This window comes from Rhodococcus sp. IEGM 1408, assembly GCF_033142235.1.
GTDB lineage: Bacteria > Actinomycetota > Actinomycetes > Mycobacteriales > Mycobacteriaceae > Dietzia.
The window spans coordinates 1-19833 of record NZ_JAWLRW010000008.1 but is presented as its reverse complement, the minus strand read 5'-3'; the positions used below and the strand labels follow the sequence as shown (position 1 = coordinate 19833).

Annotated in this window: 21 protein-coding genes and 1 pseudogene; 14 read left to right on the top strand and 8 right to left on the bottom strand. The window is 69.0% G+C overall.

Going from position 1 to position 19833, the window contains the following annotated elements; genetic code table 11:
- Positions 1-61: 61 nt before the first annotated feature.
- Both R4P08_RS13270 and R4P08_RS13265 read right to left on the bottom strand, forming a co-directional pair.
- Positions 62-1393: an InlB B-repeat-containing protein gene (locus tag R4P08_RS13270; protein WP_317814367.1), complete on the bottom strand. Its 1332-nt coding sequence runs from the start codon at positions 1391-1393 to the stop codon at positions 62-64.
- A 178-nt stretch (positions 1394-1571) separates the two neighbouring features.
- Positions 1572-1979 (bottom strand): annotated as a pseudogene (locus R4P08_RS13265) (NADPH-dependent 2,4-dienoyl-CoA reductase); the annotation flags it as partial.
- Between the two features lie 384 nt (positions 1980-2363).
- Here R4P08_RS13265 and R4P08_RS13260 point away from each other — a divergent pair.
- The 5 genes from R4P08_RS13260 to R4P08_RS13240 all read left to right on the top strand — a co-directional run bounded on the left by R4P08_RS13260 (position 2364) and on the right by R4P08_RS13240 (position 5967).
- The gene (locus R4P08_RS13260) at positions 2364-2897 is read left to right on the top strand and encodes a CAP domain-containing protein (RefSeq protein WP_317814366.1); all 534 of its coding nucleotides are present in this window, start codon (positions 2364-2366) and stop codon (positions 2895-2897) included.
- A 138-nt stretch (positions 2898-3035) separates the two neighbouring features.
- Positions 3036-3626, top strand: coding sequence for a CAP domain-containing protein (locus R4P08_RS13255; RefSeq protein WP_317814365.1), 591 nt, complete (start codon positions 3036-3038; stop codon positions 3624-3626).
- A gap of 166 nt (positions 3627-3792) precedes the next feature.
- The gene (locus R4P08_RS13250; RefSeq protein ID WP_317814364.1) at positions 3793-4338 is read left to right on the top strand and encodes a CAP domain-containing protein; all 546 of its coding nucleotides are present in this window, start codon (positions 3793-3795) and stop codon (positions 4336-4338) included.
- 207 nt (positions 4339-4545) lie between these two features.
- Complete coding sequence (locus tag R4P08_RS13245) at positions 4546-5100, top strand: CAP domain-containing protein (RefSeq protein WP_317814363.1); 555 nt, start codon at positions 4546-4548, stop codon at positions 5098-5100.
- A 393-nt stretch (positions 5101-5493) separates the two neighbouring features.
- Entirely contained in the window at positions 5494-5967 is a 474-nt protein-coding gene (locus R4P08_RS13240; RefSeq protein WP_317814362.1) for a hypothetical protein, read from the top strand.
- Here R4P08_RS13240 and R4P08_RS13235 read toward each other — a convergent pair.
- Entirely contained in the window at positions 5964-6521 is a 558-nt protein-coding gene (locus R4P08_RS13235) for a TetR family transcriptional regulator (protein ID WP_317814361.1), read from the bottom strand. The genes R4P08_RS13240 and R4P08_RS13235 overlap by 4 nt on opposite strands.
- 118 nt (positions 6522-6639) lie before the next feature.
- Between R4P08_RS13235 and bioB the strand changes: the two genes are divergently transcribed.
- The 6 genes from bioB to R4P08_RS13205 are packed head-to-tail and all read left to right on the top strand — an operon-like array spanning position 6640 to position 12085.
- Positions 6640-7767, top strand: a complete 1128-nt coding sequence (bioB, locus tag R4P08_RS13230; RefSeq protein WP_317814360.1) for a biotin synthase BioB — start codon at positions 6640-6642, stop codon at positions 7765-7767.
- 1 nt (position 7768) lies between these two features.
- Positions 7769-9136 (top strand): adenosylmethionine--8-amino-7-oxononanoate transaminase, encoded by a 1368-nt coding sequence (locus R4P08_RS13225; protein ID WP_317814359.1) that lies wholly within the window; start codon positions 7769-7771, stop codon positions 9134-9136.
- Positions 9129-10325: an 8-amino-7-oxononanoate synthase gene (locus R4P08_RS13220; protein WP_317814358.1), complete on the top strand. Its 1197-nt coding sequence runs from the start codon at positions 9129-9131 to the stop codon at positions 10323-10325. Before R4P08_RS13225 ends, R4P08_RS13220 begins: the two co-directional genes overlap by 8 nt.
- The gene (locus tag R4P08_RS13215) at positions 10322-11152 is read left to right on the top strand and encodes a dethiobiotin synthase (protein ID WP_317814357.1); all 831 of its coding nucleotides are present in this window, start codon (positions 10322-10324) and stop codon (positions 11150-11152) included. The genes R4P08_RS13220 and R4P08_RS13215 overlap by 4 nt, the downstream gene beginning before the upstream one ends.
- Before the next feature lie 32 nt (positions 11153-11184).
- The gene (locus tag R4P08_RS13210) at positions 11185-11373 is read left to right on the top strand and encodes an antitoxin VbhA family protein (RefSeq protein WP_317814356.1); all 189 of its coding nucleotides are present in this window, start codon (positions 11185-11187) and stop codon (positions 11371-11373) included.
- A 13-nt stretch (positions 11374-11386) separates the two neighbouring features.
- Positions 11387-12085 carry a Fic/DOC family protein gene (locus R4P08_RS13205; RefSeq protein ID WP_317814355.1) on the top strand — a complete coding sequence of 233 codons (699 nt, stop codon included), beginning with the start codon at positions 11387-11389 and terminating at the stop codon, positions 12083-12085.
- A gap of 186 nt (positions 12086-12271) precedes the next feature.
- On the opposite strand, the gene R4P08_RS13200 is transcribed toward R4P08_RS13205, so the two are convergent.
- From R4P08_RS13200 to R4P08_RS13180, 5 genes are all read right to left on the bottom strand, one after another.
- Positions 12272-13750: a glutamine synthetase family protein gene (locus tag R4P08_RS13200; RefSeq protein ID WP_317814354.1), complete on the bottom strand. Its 1479-nt coding sequence runs from the start codon at positions 13748-13750 to the stop codon at positions 12272-12274.
- 55 nt (positions 13751-13805) lie between these two features.
- On the bottom strand, positions 13806-14819 hold the full coding sequence (locus R4P08_RS13195) for a hypothetical protein (protein WP_317814353.1): 1014 nt from the start codon (positions 14817-14819) through the stop codon (positions 13806-13808).
- Positions 14820-14901: 82 nt separating this feature from the next.
- Entirely contained in the window at positions 14902-15057 is a 156-nt protein-coding gene (locus tag R4P08_RS13190; RefSeq protein WP_317814548.1) for a hypothetical protein, read from the bottom strand.
- A gap of 70 nt (positions 15058-15127) precedes the next feature.
- Positions 15128-15805, bottom strand: coding sequence for a trimeric intracellular cation channel family protein (locus R4P08_RS13185; protein ID WP_317814352.1), 678 nt, complete (start codon positions 15803-15805; stop codon positions 15128-15130).
- 55 nt (positions 15806-15860) lie between these two features.
- Positions 15861-16850 carry an LLM class flavin-dependent oxidoreductase gene (locus R4P08_RS13180; protein ID WP_317814351.1) on the bottom strand — a complete coding sequence of 330 codons (990 nt, stop codon included), beginning with the start codon at positions 16848-16850 and terminating at the stop codon, positions 15861-15863.
- A 348-nt stretch (positions 16851-17198) separates the two neighbouring features.
- Here R4P08_RS13180 and R4P08_RS13175 point away from each other — a divergent pair, with 348 nt between their 5' ends.
- The 3 genes from R4P08_RS13175 (at position 17199) to R4P08_RS13165 (ending at position 19797) form a co-directional block, all read left to right on the top strand.
- A complete protein-coding gene (locus R4P08_RS13175; RefSeq protein ID WP_317814350.1) occupies positions 17199-18413 on the top strand; it encodes a phosphotransferase family protein in 1215 nt (404 codons plus the stop codon).
- Between the two features lie 65 nt (positions 18414-18478).
- A complete protein-coding gene (locus R4P08_RS13170; protein WP_317814349.1) occupies positions 18479-18892 on the top strand; it encodes a (deoxy)nucleoside triphosphate pyrophosphohydrolase in 414 nt (137 codons plus the stop codon).
- A complete protein-coding gene (locus R4P08_RS13165; RefSeq protein WP_317814348.1) occupies positions 18889-19797 on the top strand; it encodes a phospholipase D-like domain-containing protein in 909 nt (302 codons plus the stop codon). The genes R4P08_RS13170 and R4P08_RS13165 overlap by 4 nt, the downstream gene beginning before the upstream one ends.
- The last annotated feature ends 36 nt before the right edge of the window (positions 19798-19833 follow it).

Genomic DNA, 19833 nt, shown 5'->3' with positions numbered 1-19833 from the left:
TCAGGGCGTCGCGGGGCCGCTAAGAAATGCGGTCTTCAATGAGGAGGCGAACCCCGCGAAGTCAGGTCACGGGGCTGGACAGCGCGAGCGATCCGAGACTGCCACTGACCGAGGAGACCCATCCCGGGGTGACGGGCAAGGCCGGGACATCGTTCAGCTTCCATCCTGCATACAGGGTCAGGCTCTCCGTGATGGGAAGCTCCGAGTCGAACGGCGTATCCAACTCCGGTGCGGTGTTCCAGCCCGTGAAGGTGTACCCCTCCCGCACCGGAACCGCCGGCAACTCCAGCAGCCCGCCGTGAGAGACGATGACCGGCTCGATCACTGCGCCGCCACCGGTGTCGAACGACACCGTGTGAGTATTCTGCTGCCAGCCTGCGTACAGGGTCTGGCTCCCGGTGATGGGAAGCGTCGGGCTGAAAAGCACATCCGATTCAGGCGAAGTCGACCAATTCGTGAAGGTGTACCCCTCCCGCACCGGAACCGACGGCAAGTCCAACAGCCCGCCGTGCGCCACAGACACCGGATCAATCACCGCACCACCACTTGTGTCGAACGACACCGTGTAGCTGTCCGGGTGTGCGTTGTAGCCCATCCACTGCGGCGAGGTGTAACCCGGGCCCTGTGGCTGCGCCAGATACTGGGCGGGGAACGTCACGGTCAGCCCTGCGGCATTGCCCAGTGGCGGATATGGGGAGCCGGTCCCGGTAATCGTGGTCGGCGCCGGACCGGTGAAACGCACCTGGCTCAAATAGTGATTGGTATGGAATGCGCCAAGATCGATAGTTGTGACTCCGGCGGGAATCACCACCGAGGTCAAGTGATTGAAGGCGAACGCGCCTTCGCCGATCGTGACCAGGTTGCTCGGCAGAATCACCGACGTCAACCGATTCTCGTAGAAAGTAAAATCACCGATGTCGCTCAGGCCGTCGGGAAGGGTTACCGACGTCAACAGATCGTTGAACATGAACGCGGCGCCACCGAGAGTGACCAAGCCGTCCGGGAGGGTTACCGACGTCAGACGATTGCGGCTAAACGCCAAGTGGCCGATTGTGACCAGGGTGTCCGGCAGAGTCACGGAGGTCAGCCCTTTCGAGTAGAACGCGTCGTCGCCGATGGCGGTGACGGCGTACTCGGCGCCGCCTACCTCGACAGTGCTGGGAATGTCGACGACCGGTCCGGAGTCGGCGTTATAGCCGGTGACGGTAGCCCCGGCGCCGACGTCGGCGGTGTCGACGGTGTAGGCGACGCCGACGATGACGGCTTGCTCAATGTCGGCCCGGGCGGGCGCTGCGCTCGCGATGACCAGCACGGTTGCCGCGAGCAGAAGGGCGAGGAAGAACGCAAGGTAACGGCGGACCGTCACGGTGGCAGGGAGGAACAGGGTGGACATGGAGTTCCTGACGTGTCGAGCACGCCGCACCACCGACGGAGGAGCATGGTCAGGGAGCGCTGTGCATGGTGGGGGGAACCATCACACCGACCCAGCGGGGAACACAGGGACCGAGAAAACCGCGATGTAAGCGAATCGTAATACTGCCTGCTCGACCGTGACGCTGGAAAACCCGAACTCAGAGTCCCGCAGCTACTTCCACGCCCTGCTTGATGGCCCGTTTGGCGTCGAGTTCGGCCGCCACGTCCGCACCACCGATCACGTGGACGCGTGTACTGGTACCCGTAGGCCCCCCGTCGGTCAGCTGATCCAGCTCAACCACGAGGTCGCGTACGGACTCCTGGCCCGCGCACACGACGATCGAGTCGACCCGAACCAGATGCGGGCGGCCATCGGCGGTGCGGAGGTGCAGCCCGTCGTCGTCGATCCTCTTATAGGTCACTCCCGTGTACTGCAGGACCCCGCCCCTCTTGAGCCCGGCGCGGTGGACCCAGCCGGTGGTCTTGCCCAGGCCCTTGCCGATCGGCGTGGCCTTGCGCTGGAGCAGGTGCACCTCGTGCGCGGGCTCGTCGATCACCGCGGAGATCACCAGGCGGTTGATGCCCGACGACGAGAGGGCTGGTCAGGTGCGGATGTCTGGAGCCCATGGGCCGATTGTGCCGGTGAATCCGGTCAACCGGACAACGGGTCGGACAAATTTCGCTTAAGCAGTAGGCCTTTATCCAGGGAGCATGTGGGCCGATCAGTGACCCACACCACGTCCGATCTCGATGCGCCCGGGCAACTACTGGACGACTGTATATATCGGCATCGGCGGCGAATTTGGTCCTGACCTGCACATTCATCGATCCGGCACCCGTTCCGGCCGAAAAACCCGTCTTGCAGTGATTGGTGGTTCGTGAGCCTATTCTCAACTTAAGGCCCCCTCAGCCCGCACCCTCGAACCCCTCCCCCTCTCAGGAATTCCTTGATGCGACGCATCGTCAGGCGCCGCGTCGGCGCCATCGCCGCCGCTGTGGCCACCTTCGCCGTCCTGGCCGCGCCCCTCGCCCACACCCAGTGGCTGGACCTCGCCGCCGGCCCGCCACCACCCTGCGAGCAGGCGAGCCCTGCCGAGCTCGAGCAGGTGATCTCGGACATCCACAAATTCACCAACCTCGCGCGCGCGGCCGCCCTGGTAGCCCCCGTCGAGCGGCTCGACCGCCTGGACCGGATCGCCCAGAAGTGGACGCCCAGGATGGCCGCCGACGACCAGATGCGTCACAACCCCGACATCCGGGCCGATGTCATACAGACCTTCCCCGGCGAGTGGCGCGGGTTTGCCGAGAACGTGCTGCAGAACTGGTGCGGTGCGACCGGCGAGGCCCTGGTCCAGCAGTGGATGGGCTCACCGACACACCGCGCCAACCTGCTCGACCCCGAGCACACGCACCTGGGAGTCGGCGCCGAGGTGGCCGCGAGCAAGAAGCTGTACTCGACCCAGAATTTCGTCAGCCTGCAGTGAGGCAGCGAGCACCGCACCGCTTGTAACGAATGTGACTCGTGTGACGAAAGGTGCGTGAGTGAACTCGCGGCATTAGTGTTGCGAGGGAACGATCCCCGCCGGGGTCCGGCAGCCGCCGCCCCAGGAAAGGACACCCACGTGCGTCATCCCATCCGTTCCGCCGTCGTCGCGGGGGCTTCCGCCCTCCTCCTCGTCACAGGTGCCGGCACGGCCTCCGCCCAGGGGTCCCTGCAGTTCGCGCTGCCGTTCCCGCTGGACATCCCCGGCCTCGCCTCGCTCATCTCGGGCACCGGTGCTCCCGGCACCCAGGCCGTCCAGACGGCCCAGGTACAGCACGAGCCCCTGATCGCGGTTCCGGAAGAGGTCGCCCGAAAGGCGTTCGAGGGCAGAATCGTGGCCGGGATCAACGAGGCCCGGACCGCCGTGGGAGCGGAGCGACTGGTCACCGATCCCATCCTGGCCGCCACCGCGCGGGTGCGCGCCGAGCAGCTGGCGGCCGGGGACCCGATCACAGGCGACCTCACCGTCCCCGAGGGAGACGAGACCCTGAACCGCACCGTCCTCGACCTGCCCCCGGAGGCGACGCCGCAAAACGTGTTGACCGCCATGGTCACCGACACCGGCATGCGCGAGCGGATGCTCAATGGCGACTTCGACCACGTGGGAGTGGGCACGGCCGCCGGCCAGGACGGGCTGCTCCACGTGGTGCTGGACTTCGAGCGCGGGTAGTCGCCACTGCTGAAGCCGCCGCCGCACCCACCTGACGGGCTCGCGGCCGGGTGGCAAAACTCTACTTTTTGCACGGGGGTATTCCGGTAGACCGTTGCCAAATCGTTCCCTACTCTTCAGCTCGTCATCACCTCCCCCTCAGGTGATGCAGCTAAGGAGCCCCTCCGTGCGTCGCACATCCCCTCGTCTCATCACGTCCCTCGCCGTCTGCGCGGCCGCCGCCATGGCGGTCGGTGGCCTCGGCGCCCCCGCCGCCTCGGCCCAGCAGGTCCTGGTCCCGGGCTCGTCCTTCGGTTTCGTAGCAGGCGATCCTGGCACCGTTCCCCTGGTCGACCCCGCCAGCGCCGAGTACCGCACCCAGCTGATCGAGGCCACCAACGCCGCGCGCGTGGCGAACGGCCAGAAGGCCCTGACCGCCGCCCCCGCCCTCAACACGGTGGCGACCGCCTGGAGCCAGGTGCAGGCCGACGCGAACAAAATGTTCCACAACCCCACCCTCAGCAGCCAGATCCCCGATGGGGCCTCGCGCTGGTCGGAGAACGTGCTGCAGAACTACCGCAACGCCACCCCGCAGGAGCTGGTGAACCAGTGGATGGCCTCCCCCGGTCACCGCATCAACCTGCTCCGCTCGGATCACACCACCATGGGCATGGGCGTCGCCGTGTCCAGCAGCAACAAGCTCTACGCCACCCAGGTGTTCGCCCGGTACTGAGCCACCGGAGCGCGCTCTCCCGGCCCGACCCCCGTCACCCTCTGGTGGCGGGGGTCGAGTCGTTTGGTGGCGGGGGTCGAGTCGTCTCCGACGCGCACTCGATCACCCCCAACCGCACCTAATGACTGGTTTAGATAACTATTCGGTCTCTACTGTGTAACAAACGGCCCGGACGACGGGTCTCGCCCTCTCGAAAGGATTCAACTCGTGACTCGAGCCCTCACCCGATTGCGAAGCGGCCTCCTCCTGGGCGCCGCCGCCTCCATGGCCATGGCACTGAGCGCCGCCCCCCATGCTTCTGCGCAGCTGCCCCAGATCTACCTGCCCGGTCTGACGATCGGCTTCGCCCTGCCCGCCGCCCCGGGCGCCGCACCGGCGATCGATCCCGCCTCCGCGGAGTACCGCGCCCAGCTCGAGGGCGCCACCAACGCGGCCCGCACCGCGCACGGACTGGCCCCGCTGGCCGTCAACGGTGGCCTCACCGGCGTGGCCACGGGTTGGAGCGGAGCCCAGGCCGCACAGAACCGGATGTACCACAACCCCGCCGTGGGAGCGCAGATCCCCGCCGGCTGGGCCCAGTACGGCGAGAACGTGCTGCAGAACTACGCGCACGCCACCCCGCAGCAGCTGGTGGACCAGTGGATGGCCTCCCCCGGCCACCGCGCCAACATCCTCAACCCGGGCCTCAACTCGATGGGCGTCGGCGCCGCCGTGGCGGGCGACGGCAAGCTCTACGCGACGCAGGTCTTCGCGCGGTACTGAGCACGCGCCACGCGCGACTTGGTTGAGCAACACCGCACCACCGCCTCAAGCGCCATCGCACCACCTCACCCCGGTCTCCGTTGGAGGCCGGGGTGAGTCGTCTCTGCGCCCGACGAAGCCGGTCCGGCGCGGGTGCCGCGAGCCCACTGAGCGGGCAAGAAGAACGACGACGACGACGACAAGGTCCACCACCGCGCGCCCGAGCCCGCCTCCCCCACTGCCAACATGGTCCTGGCCGACGCCGAGCCGAGGGCATGGGCATGGGCATGGGCTCACAGTCGCGCTCCGGCCCCCGCGGTCTCTCCAGAGAATCGCCGAGCGCGGGCGTAAACCCGCGCAGCACTGCCCCCGCTGTTAGCTTGGCAAAACACCCGTCGACCGAGGAGTTCCGCCGTGCCCCTGACCCACCACACGCGCCGGCGACTCGGACTCGCTCTGGCGATGGCCGGCGCGGTGGGCGTCCTGGGCCCCGCTGCTGCCAGCGCCGACCCGGCGACCCCGGCGACCGCCGCACCGATGCCCCAGATCCCCCGCGGTCAGCAGATCGTCAACGACGTGCTGGGACCGACCGACCCGGCGTTCTGGAACCTCGCTGTTCCTGGCACCCGGGTGCTGACCCCGATCGATCCCCGTCACGAAGTGATCTGCCTGACGGCCTTCCTGCCGGTGAACAGCTGCTGGACTAACAAGAAGTACGAACTGGCGACCCCGCGACCACTCGCGCATGTCGACGTCCCGATGATCGGCGGGCCTCCGCTACGAATCTGGGCGGACCTCCCGCGATGGGGCGACGGCTCCACGGGCGAGGGCTCCACGCGCGAACTGGCGGACGGCGTCGTGATCTGGTGGCTCACCAACTTCGGCTAACAGCCCGCCAATAAAGCCTCGAGCCCCTCCTCGAAGCGCGGGGCGAACTCGACTCCGGGCATCGTCGGGTCAGCCGCCGTGAGGTTGTGGTGCGTCTGCTCCTCGAGCGCCAACCCGAGCACGTAGGCGGTCATCGCCGTCGTCAACCCCCGCGCCCGCCCCTCCAGGCCGTACCGTTCACACGTCACCTCGACCGCCCGGGCCACCGGATTCACCGCGCCGGCGGCCAGCCCCAGCGCCACGATCTCAGCCCCGTCGGGAACATCCGTCACCGCAACCTTGAGCGCCCGGCCCACCGCGCGCAGCTCCTCGGCCGCTGAACCGTAGACCCCGGTGCCGTCGACCCCGCCACCGGCCTCGACCGGGGCCACGCTCGCCAGCACCCGCTCGGCAACAGCCGTGAGCAGCGCCTGCTTGGACGGGAAATGCCAGTACAGCGCACTGGCCTGCACGTGCAGCCGGGTCGCCAGCGTGCGCATCGACATGCCGGGCAAGCCCGCCTCGCGGAGGAGATCGAGCGCGGTGTCGACGACGGCCGACTTGTTGAGAGCCACGGCTGCTCACCCTATCGCCCCGGGCACGCCGCCACCCCGCCCGCACCTGAACGCTGTACAAGTCCGCGGTTTGGCGCTAGCTTGAACGCCGTTCAGTGAACGTCGTTCAGGAGGAACCATGCCCACCACCACACCCCGCTGGCACGAGCTCGCAGCGCACGTACTCGACGGCGGCGCGATCGACGCAGCCGACGCACTCGCCGTCCTCGAGTCGTCCGACGCCGAACTCATGGACGTGGTGGCCGCGGCCTCCCGCCTGCGCTTCCACCACTTCGCCAACAAGGTCAAGGTCAACTATCTGGTCAACCTCAAGAGCGGCCTGTGCCCGGAGGACTGCTTCTACTGCTCGCAGCGGCTCAACTCGACGGCCGGCATCCTGCGCTACACGTGGCTGAACACCGAGGAGGCCGTCACCGCGGCCAAGGCGGGCATCGCGGCGGGCGCATCCCGGGTCTGCCTGGTGGCCAGCGGCACCGGCCCGAGCAACCGCGAGGTCGGCAAGGTCTCCGACATCATCCAGGCGATCAAGGGCGACACGCCCGGCGTCGAGGTGTGCGCGTGCCTGGGTGCGCTGAAGGACGGTCAGGCCGAGAAGCTCTGCGCGAGCGGCGCCGACGCGTACAACCACAACCTCAACACGGCCGAGAGCCACTACGAGGAGATCTGCACCACGCACACCTACGCCGACCGCGAGCACACGGTTGCCCAGGCGCACGGCGCGGGCCTGTCGGCGTGCTCGGGCTTCATCGCCGGCATGGGCGAGTCGCACGAGCAGCTGGTGGAGCTGGCCTTTGACCTGCGCAGCAAGGGCGTCGACTCGATCCCCGTCAACTTCCTGCTCCCCTTCGACGGCACCCCGCTCGCCGGCGTCGACACCCTCAACCCCCGCGACTGCCTGCGCATCCTGGCGATGGTCCGCCTGGTCAACCCGGACACCGAGATCCGCGTGGCCGCCGGCCGCGAGCGCCACCTCGGCCATCTGCAGGCCACGGCCCTATACGTGGCCAACTCACTGTTCCTCGGGGACTACCTCACCAGCGAGGGCCAGCCCGGCGGCGAGGACCTGCAGATGATCGCCGACGCCGGCCTGGAGATCCTGCAGATGGAGACGGGCACGGGCACAGGGAGAACAGGAATAGAAAACGACGACGAGGCCGTCGTTCTCGAGGCGGCCCGCCCGTCCCCGCAGACCCCGGTGGCCATCCGCACCCGCGGCGCCGGCACCAGCGAGCCCGCGAACGCCTGACATGACCACCGCTCCTGCTGCCGTCGACCCCGTCGTCGTCGACCCCACCGCTCTGCTCGCCGCGGACGCCGAGCACGTCTGGCATCCGTACGGCGGGTTCCCGGCGACCACCGAGCCGCTGCCCGTGGTCTCGGCGGAGGGGGTGCGGCTGCGGCTGGCCGACGGGCGCGAGCTCATCGACGGAATGAGCTCGTGGTGGGCGGCCATCCACGGCTATCGGCATCCGCACCTGGACGCCGCCGCGCACCGGCAGATCGACACGATGAGCCACGTGATGTTCGGCGGGCTCACGCACGCGCCGGCGGTAGAGCTGGCCACGCGGCTCGCGCGGATGGCGCCGGGCGGGCTGAACAAGGTGTTCCTGGCCGACTCCGGCTCCGTATCCGTAGAGGTCGCGGCGAAGATGGCCATCCAGTACCAGCGCTCGCTGGGCCGCACCGGCCGCACGCGACTGGCCACCTGGCGCGGCGGCTACCACGGCGACACCCTCTCTCCCATGAGTGTGTGCGACCCCGACGGCGGCATGCACAGCCTGTGGCGCGGCGTGGTGACCGAGCAGGTGTTCGCGCCCCAGCCGCCCGCGCATTACAGCGGCGACTACGTCGCCGAGCTGGAGCGCACCTTCCATCAGCACGCGGGCGAGCTGGCCGCGATCATCGTCGAGCCCGTGGTCCAGGGCGCCGGCGGGATGCGCTTCCACCACCCGGATTACCTAGCAGACCTGCGCCGCCTCGCCGACGAGACCGGCGCCCTGCTGATTTTCGACGAGATCGCCACCGGCTTCGGCCGCACCGGCGAGCTCTTCGCCGCCGACCACGCCGGCGTCGCCCCGGACATCCTGTGCCTGGGCAAGGCGCTGACCGGCGGGTACCTCACCCTGGCCGCGACGCTCACCACCGACCACATCGCCGAGGTGATCAGCGCCGGCGAGGCGGGCGGCCTGGCGCACGGCCCGACCTTCATGGGCAACCCGCTGGCCTGCGCGGTCGCGTGCGCGTCGCTGGATCTGGTCGAGTCCGGCCAGTGGCGCGAGCGCGTGCCGCGGATCCAGGAGCGCCTGCGCCGCGGACTCGCGCCCGCGCTCGGGCTGCCCGGCGTGGTGGACGTGCGCGTGCTCGGCGCGATCGGGGTGATCCAGCTGGACGCGCCGGTAGAGATGGCGACGACGACGAGGGCCATCACCTCGCACGGCGTGTGGCTACGCCCCTTCCGCGATCTCATCTACACGATGCCGCCGTACGTCACTACGAATGAAGAGATCGACCGGATTTGCACGGCAGCGGTGGCCGGGGCGGCAGCTGCCGGAGCGGCCGCAGTGTCCGGGGCGGCCGCCGCCAGCGCAGAACGAGGAGAAACTGCACATGTCTGACCTCCTGGCCCCGACCACACGGACCACCTCTCCGGCACCGATCCACTCCTGCGCTCTGGACTGGCTCGACGCCGCCGCCGCGCAGCGCAGCGCCCACCACCTGCACCGCGTCCTGGCGCCCCGGTCCCCGGACGACCGGGCGATCGACCTGGCCTCCAACGACTACCTGGGCCTGGGCCGGCACCCGGAGGTCGTGGCCGGGGCGAACGAGGCGACCACCCGCTGGGGCGCCGGGGCGACCGGATCGCGGCTGGTCACCGGCACGACCAGCGATCACGAGGCGCTCGAGCACGAGCTCGCCGACTTCACCGGAAAGCCCGCCGCGCTGGTGTTCTCCTCCGGCTACACCGCCAACCTCGGCGCGGTGGTGGCGCTGTCCGGGCGGGGATCGCTCATCGTCTCCGACGGCGGCTCGCACGCCTCCCTGGTGGATGCGTGCAGGTTGTCGCGGGCCCGCGTCGTCGTCGTCGATCGGGGGGACACCACCGCCGTGGCGCGCGCCCTCGCCGAGCGCACCGAGGAACGCGCGCTGGTCGTCACCGACTCGGTGTACAGCGCCGACGGCGACCTCGCCCCGCTGCCCGCGCTGCACGCGGCCTGCCGGTCGCACGGCGCGGTGCTGCTGGTGGACGAGGCGCACGGCCTGGGGGTGCGCGGCGTCGGCGGCCGCGGGCTGGTCCACGAGCACGGGCTCACCGCGCACGAGGACGTGGTCATCACCGCGACGCTGTCCAAGGCGCTCGGTGCGCAGGGCGGGGTGGTGCTGGCGTCCGAGCGGGTGCGCGCACACCTGGTGGACACCGCGCGGACCTTCATCTTCGACACCGGCCTGGCGCCCTCCAGCGTCGGGGCGGCGCGGGCGGCGCTCGCGGTCCTGCGGGCGGAGCCGGAGCGGGCGCAGCGCGTGCGGGACGTCGCCGGGTACCTGGCCACGGTGACCGGCGCCGCCCGGCCGCACTCCGCGGTGGTGTCGGTGATCCTCGGCGACCCGGCCCGGGCCTACTCCGCAGCCCGGCGCTGCGCGGACCTGGGCGTGCGGGTCGGCTGCTTCCGGCCGCCGTCGGTCCCCGAGGGCACCGCGCGGCTGCGGCTCACCGCCCGCGCCGATCTGTCCGACGACGAGCTGGTCAGCGCCGCCGCGGTCCTGACCCAGGTGCTGGTCGAGCACGAGCGGTGGGGCGACGCGTGACCGCGGGGACCGGGACGAGTGCGACGACGAGGGCCGCCACGGCCAGGACAGCACCGGTCGTCATCACCGGCACGGGCACCGACGTGGGCAAGACCATCGCCACCGCCGCGCTGGCCGCGTTCGCCCGTTCCGCCGGCCTCGACGTGGGGATCTGCAAGCCCGTGCAGACCGGCCTCGCACCGGGCGAACCCGGCGACGCCGACGAGGCCGCGCGGCTCTCCAGGGTCGGGCGCCTGCTCGAGGTGCGACGACTCCCCGACCCGCTGGCCCCGGAGACCGCCGCCCGGGTCGCGGGGCTGCCGCAGCCCCAGCTCGATGATCTGGTCGGGCCGATCCGCCGGTGGCTCGGCTCCCCCGAGGGTTTGAACTCGACCGCTGGACCCGACTCCGCCGCTGGCCGCACCGACCTGCTCGCCCCGTCCGCCCGCCTCGATCTGATCGAAGGCGCCGGCGGGGTGCTGGTCAGGCTCGGCACCGACCTCACCGTGCTCGACCTCGCGGCGGCGCTCGAGGCTCCGGTGGTCGTGGTCGCGCGCGCAGGCCTCGGGACGCTCTCCGACACCGAGCTCACCGTCCGGGCGATCGAGGCCGCGGGGCTGCACTGCGCCGGGACCGTCCTCGGCGCGTGGCCGACCGAGCCCGACCTCGCCGAGCGTTGCAATCTCGAGGACCTACCTCGCCTGACCGGGGTCCCGGTGCTCGGCCGGGTTCCCGCGGGCGCGGGCCGGCTCGCCCCGGACGAGTTCGCGCAGCGTGCGCCCGGATGGTTCGACGACGACGCACTGGCCGCTCTACAGACTCCCCATGACCAGCTCCTGAGCAGGTAGAATCGGCCAGACGCATACGCAAGGAGGACCTCATGTCCACCCGCATCGGACCCACCACCGAACAGGCACTCGCCGGTGCCCTGGCCGGCCACCGGATGGCAGGTATGGAGCCGTCTCCCGACGCTGTCGAGATCAGTCGCCAGTTCGCCGACGGGAAGCTCACCCGCGAACAGGCCCTCGTCAAAATTCGAAACGCGGTGCTCAAGCGCACCGCCCGTTGATGGCTTTCATCGCGTGAACCCCCGAGATCCCTACACGGACCCCTCAGGGGCACTTCGTAACCGACTTGGAATCACCGACCCTCACATCCTCGCCGAGCATGAGCGCGATCTCGCCTTTTTCCGAGTCGTCGAACTGGAGCGCACCCCAATCGAGGGACGCTTCGACTTCGCCCATCTTCGCGCGATCCACCGTCACATCCTCCAGGACGTCTACGACTGGGCCGGAGAACTCCGCACTACCGACACCGGCGCCTTCGGCATCCCTCATGCGCGTCCGCAGTTCCTCCGCGAGGAACTCGACCGGGTGTTCCACCAGATCGCCACCCGGCCGCCCAGCACCACCGATTCCGACGCGGCCACCGACACCATCGCCGCGCACTGGTCCGAGCTCACGCTGGTCCACCCGTTTCGCGACGGCAACAGCCGCAGCCAGCGCGTCTTCTTTGATCAGATGTTCCGCCATGCCGGGTGGGCCGTGAACTGGGCCGGTGTCGATGCCGCTGCAGCTCACGCCGCCCGCCACATGTCCCTGTACGGCCGGCCCGATTATCTCGCCGACCAGCTCAGACACGCCGTGTACCCCATCGCAGAGCTAGCGGACGGTGGGCTGTCCGCCACCCAGGGCATCCGCTCCGCTCACGACGCCGGCGAGCACTTCCGCGCTATGCGTGAACACCACGCGGCGGGAATAGTGACTCCCTACGTGCCCTAGATCCTCCCGCCGACTGGAGCGAGCCGAGCGATGAGCTGTTCCAGAGGTGACTCGACGAGGAGCGCGCGATCAGCCTGATCCTGTACGGGACACCCCGGAGGGCTGAGCGCGGTCCCCACGGGCCACTCGTGGGCTACGGGGACAGTCGGCCATGCCCTCTCGGCTCGGCCCTCAGACCAGCCACGTTCAGCCGACGTGCCAGTGACGGCGGATGAGCGCCTCGCGAGCAGCCTCGTCATGCGCACCCTCGCCGTCCTGCGTGGCATCGTCGGTGTCGCGTAAGCCCGCGAGCAGGGCGTCGATGAGCTGACCGGGGAAGACCCCGTCGGCTTCGAACTTCTCGCGCTCGGCCTCGAGCACGTCGGCCGCCTCCGAGCACGAGGTGGGCAGTTGCTCGAAGTCGTCGTGGTTCGCGGTGCTGAGCCGCTCTGCCAGCTCCAGGCTCCCGGGATCACTGAGCCCGCGCGTGGCTGCGACGGCCATGCCTGCCAGGAGCAGGTGCACGTCGGCGGAGCCGTCGCCGAGTCTGAGCTCGACGGTCTGGGGATGCGTGACGGGTTCCGGCACGGGCTCGGTGCTGCCCGGATTGGCGTGGGCGACCATGTCGGCCAGCACGTCCCCGTTCCAGGCCAGCGGGACCCGGACCAGGCCGGTGCGGTCCGTCGTGCCCCAGCAGATGTCCTCGGGGGACTCGTCCCCTTCGGCGAACCGCAGGTAGGACGTGGGGACCGTGTTCCCGAACGCGGACAGGGCCCGGGCCGCCGAGAGGTAGCCGGCGATCAGCCGACGTCCGGTGTCGTTGATCCCCGCCTTGTTGACGATGGTGTTGGTGCCGTTTCGCACCAGCCGACTGTGGATGTGCAGGCCGTTTCCGGCGCCCTCGCCGCTCACCAGAGGGGCGAAGGTCGCCTCGAGACCGTGGGCGTAGGCCACCTCGCGCACCACCCATTTGGCCAGGACGAGGTGGTCGGCTGCCTGCTCCACGGGCACGGGCTGGAGCTCGATCTCGTGCTGGACCAGCTGCCGGTCATCCTCGAGGATGTTGCCGACCTCGCTGTGGGCATACTTCAGCGGCACCCCCATGGCGCCGAGGTGACCCAGCACCTGCTCCCGGACGCGCTGGCCCTTGGAGAAGGGCCCCGACTCCTGGTAGCCGCGCTCCTCTTCGACGGGGTAGATCCGCTCGGGCTCGTCGACGAGGTAGTACTCCAGCTCGCCGAAGGCTTCGAGCGTCATGCCGGTCTCCTGCGTCAGCACCTCGGCGGCGCGGCGCACGATCTGCTCGCGCGCGTAGGGCAGCGGCGTCCCGCCGTCGTCGTAGAAGGAACACAACACGTCGAGCGAGCGCCGCTCGCCGAAGGGGTTGAGGAAGGCGGTGCGGTGGCGCGGGACGATGTAGACGTCGCTGGCCTCGGTGTCGGTGCCGGCGAAGACACTCGAGCCGTCCACGCGCTCGCCTCGCGTCAGCACCTCGGCCAGGTGCTCGCGCGAGTTGATGGGGAAGGCCAGCGTCTTCAGCCGCCCGTCGCCCCCGACGTAGCGCAGGTTCACCTGGCGCAGTTCCAGCTCTTCGACCGCCCGCACGAGGTCGCCGGCGGTGAACTCGGCCGAGGGCTTGCCGAGCAGGCGGACGATCGGGTGGGGTTCGAACGCGTCGATGGCCATACCCCGTTCTACCAGCGCCGGGGCGGGGTCTCCCGGGTTTCCGGGGCGCACCCGCTCAGCCGAGGATCTTCTCCCATTCGATCCAGCCGCGCCCGGTCCGCCCGTCGGCGGCGGCGAAGTCGGCCATCGCCCGGACGAAGTGCGCGACCTCGCCCTCCTCGGAGACCAGCAGCAGGTTGGCGTAGGCCGTGGGCGTGACGGTGAACGCCAGGTCCACCCCCTCCAGCCGGACCGTGGCGTTGGTCATCCGCCCGTCGCCGTCGTATTCCGCCTCCGACGATCCCAGGGACAGCTCGGTGAGGGAATCACCCTTCTGGACGTAGCCGAAGGCGTATTCCATTCCGTCCATCACCACGCTGTGGACCTTGGTCCCGGTGGTGAGTCCCTCGCCGTCGTCGAGCCGGAAGGCATTCCACATCCACGCCGATCCCCACCAGTCGCGCTTGGCCCACGAGTGGTCGCGCTGGCCGTCGCCGGCGAAGGTGAACTCCTCGCCGTCGATCGAGATGGTCCCGGTGACGCGGCTCGGCATCTCGTAACGGGTGGTGATGGACCACTGGTAGTCGATGCCGTCGGTCAGCCACGTCAGTTCGGCCTTGATCTCCGTGGGCGTGCCGGGCTCGCCGCGCAGGATCGCGCCCTCGTCGGCATAGGTGTACGCGGTGCCCTCGAATTTCACCACGTAGGCCTTGACCGGGTCGGTCACCTCGAACGAGGCCGTGTACGTGGGCGCCTCAACGGTGAACTTGAGCTCCTCGCGCGTGGGCAGCGGCGCGGCGGTGTCGTTGAGGATGATCGACGGCCTGCCCGGTCGCGCGATGGCGAACGACGTCATGGACACCCCGAGGTTGGGCGTGTCACCCAGCCGGGCGTAGACGCCCACGGTGCCGTCGTCGCTGATCGCGTCCATGTAGTGGCTCTCGGACCACAGCCGCACGTCGGCCTGGGGCGGGTGCGCGCCCTCGTTCACCGGGTCGACGCGCAGCGGCTGCGGCTGCTGCTGGTGCTGGGAGTGCCGAGGGGTCTGAGGGGCCTGAGGGGCCTGAGGGGCCTGAGGGGTCTGAGACATGGGGCACCGTTTCTCCGGGGGGTGGAACGTGTTCCATTCTGGCCCACCATCCCCCGGCGGGCGCCCGCCGGGGCGGCCACCGTCAGCGCGCTTCAGGCGGTCGGAACCACACGTCGGCCAACAGTTCCAGGGACTTGTTCCGCACGGCCGGGTCGTACGCGTAGGTGACGGTGATGAGCTCGTCGGCGTCGGTGCGCTCGACGAGGCTACCGACGGCCGTGGATCCGTGACGGGTCACCGATTCGGGAGGGGCGGGTGTCGACGACGAGGTGCCCTTTCCCGCGCGGCACGACCGCCCGCCCGGTGTGTCAGTCCAGGTCTTCCGACGAGCTCCGGCTCCAGCGATGCCGACGACGTCCACGTGGACGGTGCTCGATCTCCTGGTAGTCGAACACCGGTAGTGAGAGTTTGAAGCGGATCGCGGCCACCCGCAGGCCGAACCCTACGACCACGGTGATCGCCGCGCCCCAGTTCTCCGGGACGCCCGCTGCCGCGAGGCCCACGTAGACGAGCGCGGCCAGGATGGCGACACTGGCGTACAGCTCGTGTCGGAACACGAGTGGCACCCGGTCGCACAGCAGGTCACGCATGACTCCCCCGAACACGCCCGTGATGACCGCGGCAGCGACGGCGATGATGACGCCGTGCCCCATCTCGAGGGCGATCCGGGCACCGAAGATCGCGAAGACGGCCAGTCCGAGTGCGTCGAGCCCGAGGAAGAGCACCCTGAAGTGCCGCATGAGCGGGGCGACGAACACGGTGACGACCGCTGCCAGCGCGACCATTGCGAGGTAGGACGGATTCTCCACCCAGATGAGCGGATAGTGGCCCAGCAGGACGTCCCGGATCGAGCCGCCGCCGATGGCGGTGACGCACGCAACGATCACCACCCCGAACAGGTCCATGCGCTCGCGACCGGCGGCCAGCGCACCGGTCATGGCCTCGGCGGTGATACCGATGAGGAACAGAATGGTGAGGAACTCCACGGGTCCGGTCAGACCGTGCGAGAGGCGAGGTGAGGGGTCGGCATGGGGCGCGCGACTAGAACCACAGCTCTGCCAGCAGCTCCAGCGAGCGGTTCCGCACCGCCGGGTCGAACGCGTAGGTGACGGTGATGAGCTCGTCGGCGTCGGTGCGCTCGACGAACTCGTCTAGCTGGGCCTTGACGGTGGCCGGCGAACCCACCGCGCTGACATCGAGCATCGCCGCGGCGCCGCCCAGCTGGCCGGCGAGCGCCTGCGGGTCAACCGGCGGCTGGATCTTGCGACTGCGCCCGGCCCGCAGGTCCAGGAACATCTGCTGGATGGTGGTGAACTCCCGCTGCGCCTCCGCATCGGTGTCGGCCACCATCACGTTGATGCCGGCCATCACGTAGGGCTTCTCCAGTCGCGCCGTGGGGGCCTCGGTGCTGAAGGACTCGCGGTACACCTGGATGGCCTGGTCGATCTGGTCGGGCGCAAAATGCGAGGCCAGCGAGAACGGCAGTCCCAGCTGGCCGGCGATCGACGCGCCGTTGACCGTGGACCCGAGCACCCAGATCGGCACCTCGGTCCCCAGCGACGCCGACGACAGGATCGACGTGCTGTGCGCGGTGCCGTCGGGGCCGAACCAGCCCTGCAGGTCGTAGATGTGCTGGGCAAAGGCCTGCGGCTCGGCTGACGAACGGCTCAGCGCCTGCGCGGTCATGCCGTCGGTCCCCGGCGCGCGGCCCAGCCCCAGATCGATCCGGTCGCCGTACATGTTGGCGATCGTGCCGTACTGCTCGGCCACCATCAGCGGGGCGTGGTTGGGCAGCATCACGCCGCCGGAACCCACGCGGATCTTCTCCGTCACCGACGCGGCCTGCGCGATGAGCAGCGACGTCGCGCTCGAGGCCAGGTTGGGAGTGTTGTGGTGCTCGGCAAACCAGAGGCGCTTGTAGCCCAGCCGGTCGGCAAGGCGCGCGGACTCCATCGACGCGGCGATGCCCTCACGCGCGGTGGAACCCTCGGGGATCGAGACCAGATCGAGAATGCTCAACGGGACGGACAAGTGACATCTCCTTGAATACGGTGCCGCGGCGAGGACCCTTTCGGTATTGCCCCCGCCCGGACTCACACCCAGATGCTACGGACGTCCGCGATTGGGTGACGGATCACCGATCCCCCGCGGGCGTCGGTCACCCCCGCGATAGCGATGCGGTGGGGACCGCGGCGAGGACGCGGTGTCGGCGCGGTCGGACGGTCGCCGCGTGAGAGCCACGACGACGAGGTGTTCTCCCGCGTCCCCGCCAGCGGTCCGCGGGGATGCGCATTCCGAGCCCGGTCCAATGTGTCGTGGGCCACACTTAGCGAGACGCGGGCGCCGCCCGCCAGCCGATCCGCGCGGAGGGTCACCACCATGACGCAGACACGTTCCGACGAGCCGCTCAATCAGCGAGTGACGGCGGGTGAGACCGATCTCGACGACTTCCGGGAGCGCTTGACCATCTGGCTGGCTGGCCGGGACGAGGTCGACGAGTCCGCCGGGGTCGAGGTCTCGGCGGTGAGCCGGCCGGAGAGTTCGGGGATGTCCAACATTTCGGTGCTCTTTGAAGCCTCCTGGGCGCCGGCCGGCGCGGCCTTTCCAGAGAATTCGGCGACTCCAGCGGGCCCGGCCTCTCCGGAGGGCTCAGCCGAGCCGCAGACGGCCCGGTTGGTGGCCCGCATGTGTCCGGAGAACGACGCGTTCCCGGTGTTCCCGGTCTACGACCTGGCCAAGCAGTTCGACGTGATGCGGGTCGTGGGCGAGCACACCGACCTGCCGGTCCCCCGCGTCCGCTGGCTCGAGCAGGACCCCGCCGTGTTGGGCACGCCGTTCCTGGTGATGGACCGGGCGACCGGGCAGGCACCGGTCGACAATCCCCCGTACGTCTTCGACGGCTGGCTGCTGCAGATGGACATCGAGCAGCGGCGGGATTTCCAGCGCGAGTCTGTTGCCGTGCTCGCGGCGATCCACGGCATCCCGCAGCCTGCCGAGTTGGTGCCGGGTCTCGCCCCCGCCTACGGCATGAGCTCGCTCCGAGCGCACGTGGACGAGCAGCGCGCCTACTACGACTGGACCACCCGCGAGGACGGGCTGACAATCCCCGTCATCGACCGGGCCTTCGACTGGATCGAGGCCCACTGGCCCGCCGAGACCGGACCCGACGTGCTGAGCTGGGGCGACGCCCGGATCGGCAATATCCTCTACGAGGGCACCCGCCCCTCGGCCGTGCTGGACTGGGAGATGGCGGCGATCGCGCCGCCCGAGGTGGATCTGGGCTGGTTCCTCTACTTCCACGACCTGTTCCAGGAACTCGCCGTGGCCTTTGACTTCCCCGGCATCCCGGACCTGTTCGACCACGACGAGGTGGTGGCGCAGTACCAGCAGCTGACCGGTTCCACGGTCCGCGACCTGCCGTTCTACTACGTGTACGCCGGGCTGCGGCAGGCGGTGATCCTGTCGCGGATCAGTACAACGTCGCTGACCACGTGGCACGCGGCTCGTGCAACGGGGACGTGGGGTGGGCCTGTTCGAGCCCGCCAATGGGCCGACACGAACTGTCCAGTCTTGCGGGGTGGGCGATATGGCTAAGTAGGCGTAGGTCCTGCAGATAAGGTCTACTCCCGAATCTGAAGCGCGCTGACAAGGGAGCCCAATTGCCGCGTATCGAAGTAGTGGCGGCAGTGTTCTACCGGGATGGCGAGGTGCTCGCCTGCAAACGAGCGCCTGGTAAGTCCGCGGCGGGCAAGTGGGAATTTCCGGGCGGGAAAATCGACGACGACGAGACTCCCCAATTCGCGTTGGCTCGCGAGATTCGAGAAGAGCTCGGGATCTCCATCTCGGTCGATGGTCTCGTCGACAGGACTGTTACCCCAGTCGGCGATCTCGACATCGATCTGGCCTGCTACCTCGTGTCCTCCGCTGAGGTGCCGTTCCACAGCACCGATCACGACGAATTGCGCTGGCTTCCCGTCGACGCTCTGACGACGCTCGATTGGGCGGCTCCAGACCTCCCGGCGGTAGCAATTCTTTCGGCTCCTGCCTACAGGTCAAAGACGGAGCGGCCGTGAGCGCCCCTTTGCCCGATGGGCTCTACGAATCCGTCATTACGCCGCGCCTCCAGAAGCGTCTCGACGCGACCCTCGGGTCACGCCGCATCGTCGACTTAGATCCAACTCTTGCTCCCGAGATCCTCGGACGGCACATCGGTGACGCGGTTCGGAGACACCTCGAATCTGTCGACCCAACTGAGCGACTCGAGGTGGTCGAGCGGTTCCTTGAAGTTCTTAAATCCGATACCGACGACCTCGCAGGCGGGTCGATCCTTCAGTCCATCTACCCCACCGGGAGAGCCGAACCTCGTCGCCCGTCAACCCCGCTGTCCGAAGGCGCGCTTCTCACCAACGCCCGGGATGAGCCCGGCCTTGGCAATGAACTCGCCCTCGAGATGGAATCGGCTGACGAAGTCGACCTCTTGTGCGCGTTCGTAAAGTTCACCGGCGTGACGGTCTTAGCCCCACAGTTCAAACTGCTCGCTGACAGGGGGATATCTCCTCGTGTTCTCACGACAACTTACATGGGAGCGACCGACCGGCGGGCTCTCGACGTGCTGGTGAATGACTACGGCGCGCAGGTCAAAGTGCGGTTTGAGAAGGCTTCGACCCGTCTGCATGCGAAAGCGTGGTTATTCCGGCGTCATTCCAGCTTCGACACCGCTTATGTCGGTAGCTCGAACCTATCCCGTGCTGCGCTCGTGGACGGGCTCGAATGGAACGTCCGCCTGTCGTCAGTCGCGCACGCGGCTCAGTTGGCAAAATTCCGGGCGGTCTTCGACTCGTACTGGAACCTGGCGGATTTCGAGTTGTACAACCCAGCTACCGACGCAGAGAAGCTAGACCGAGCGCTCGAAGAGGCAGGCGGCCGCAAATCCGGCTCTGAACTGCCCCAGGTTTCCCGCCGCTCCTATGTGGGTTGAAGCTCTCGGCTGAGAGCGGCGTAGTAGCTCTGCTCG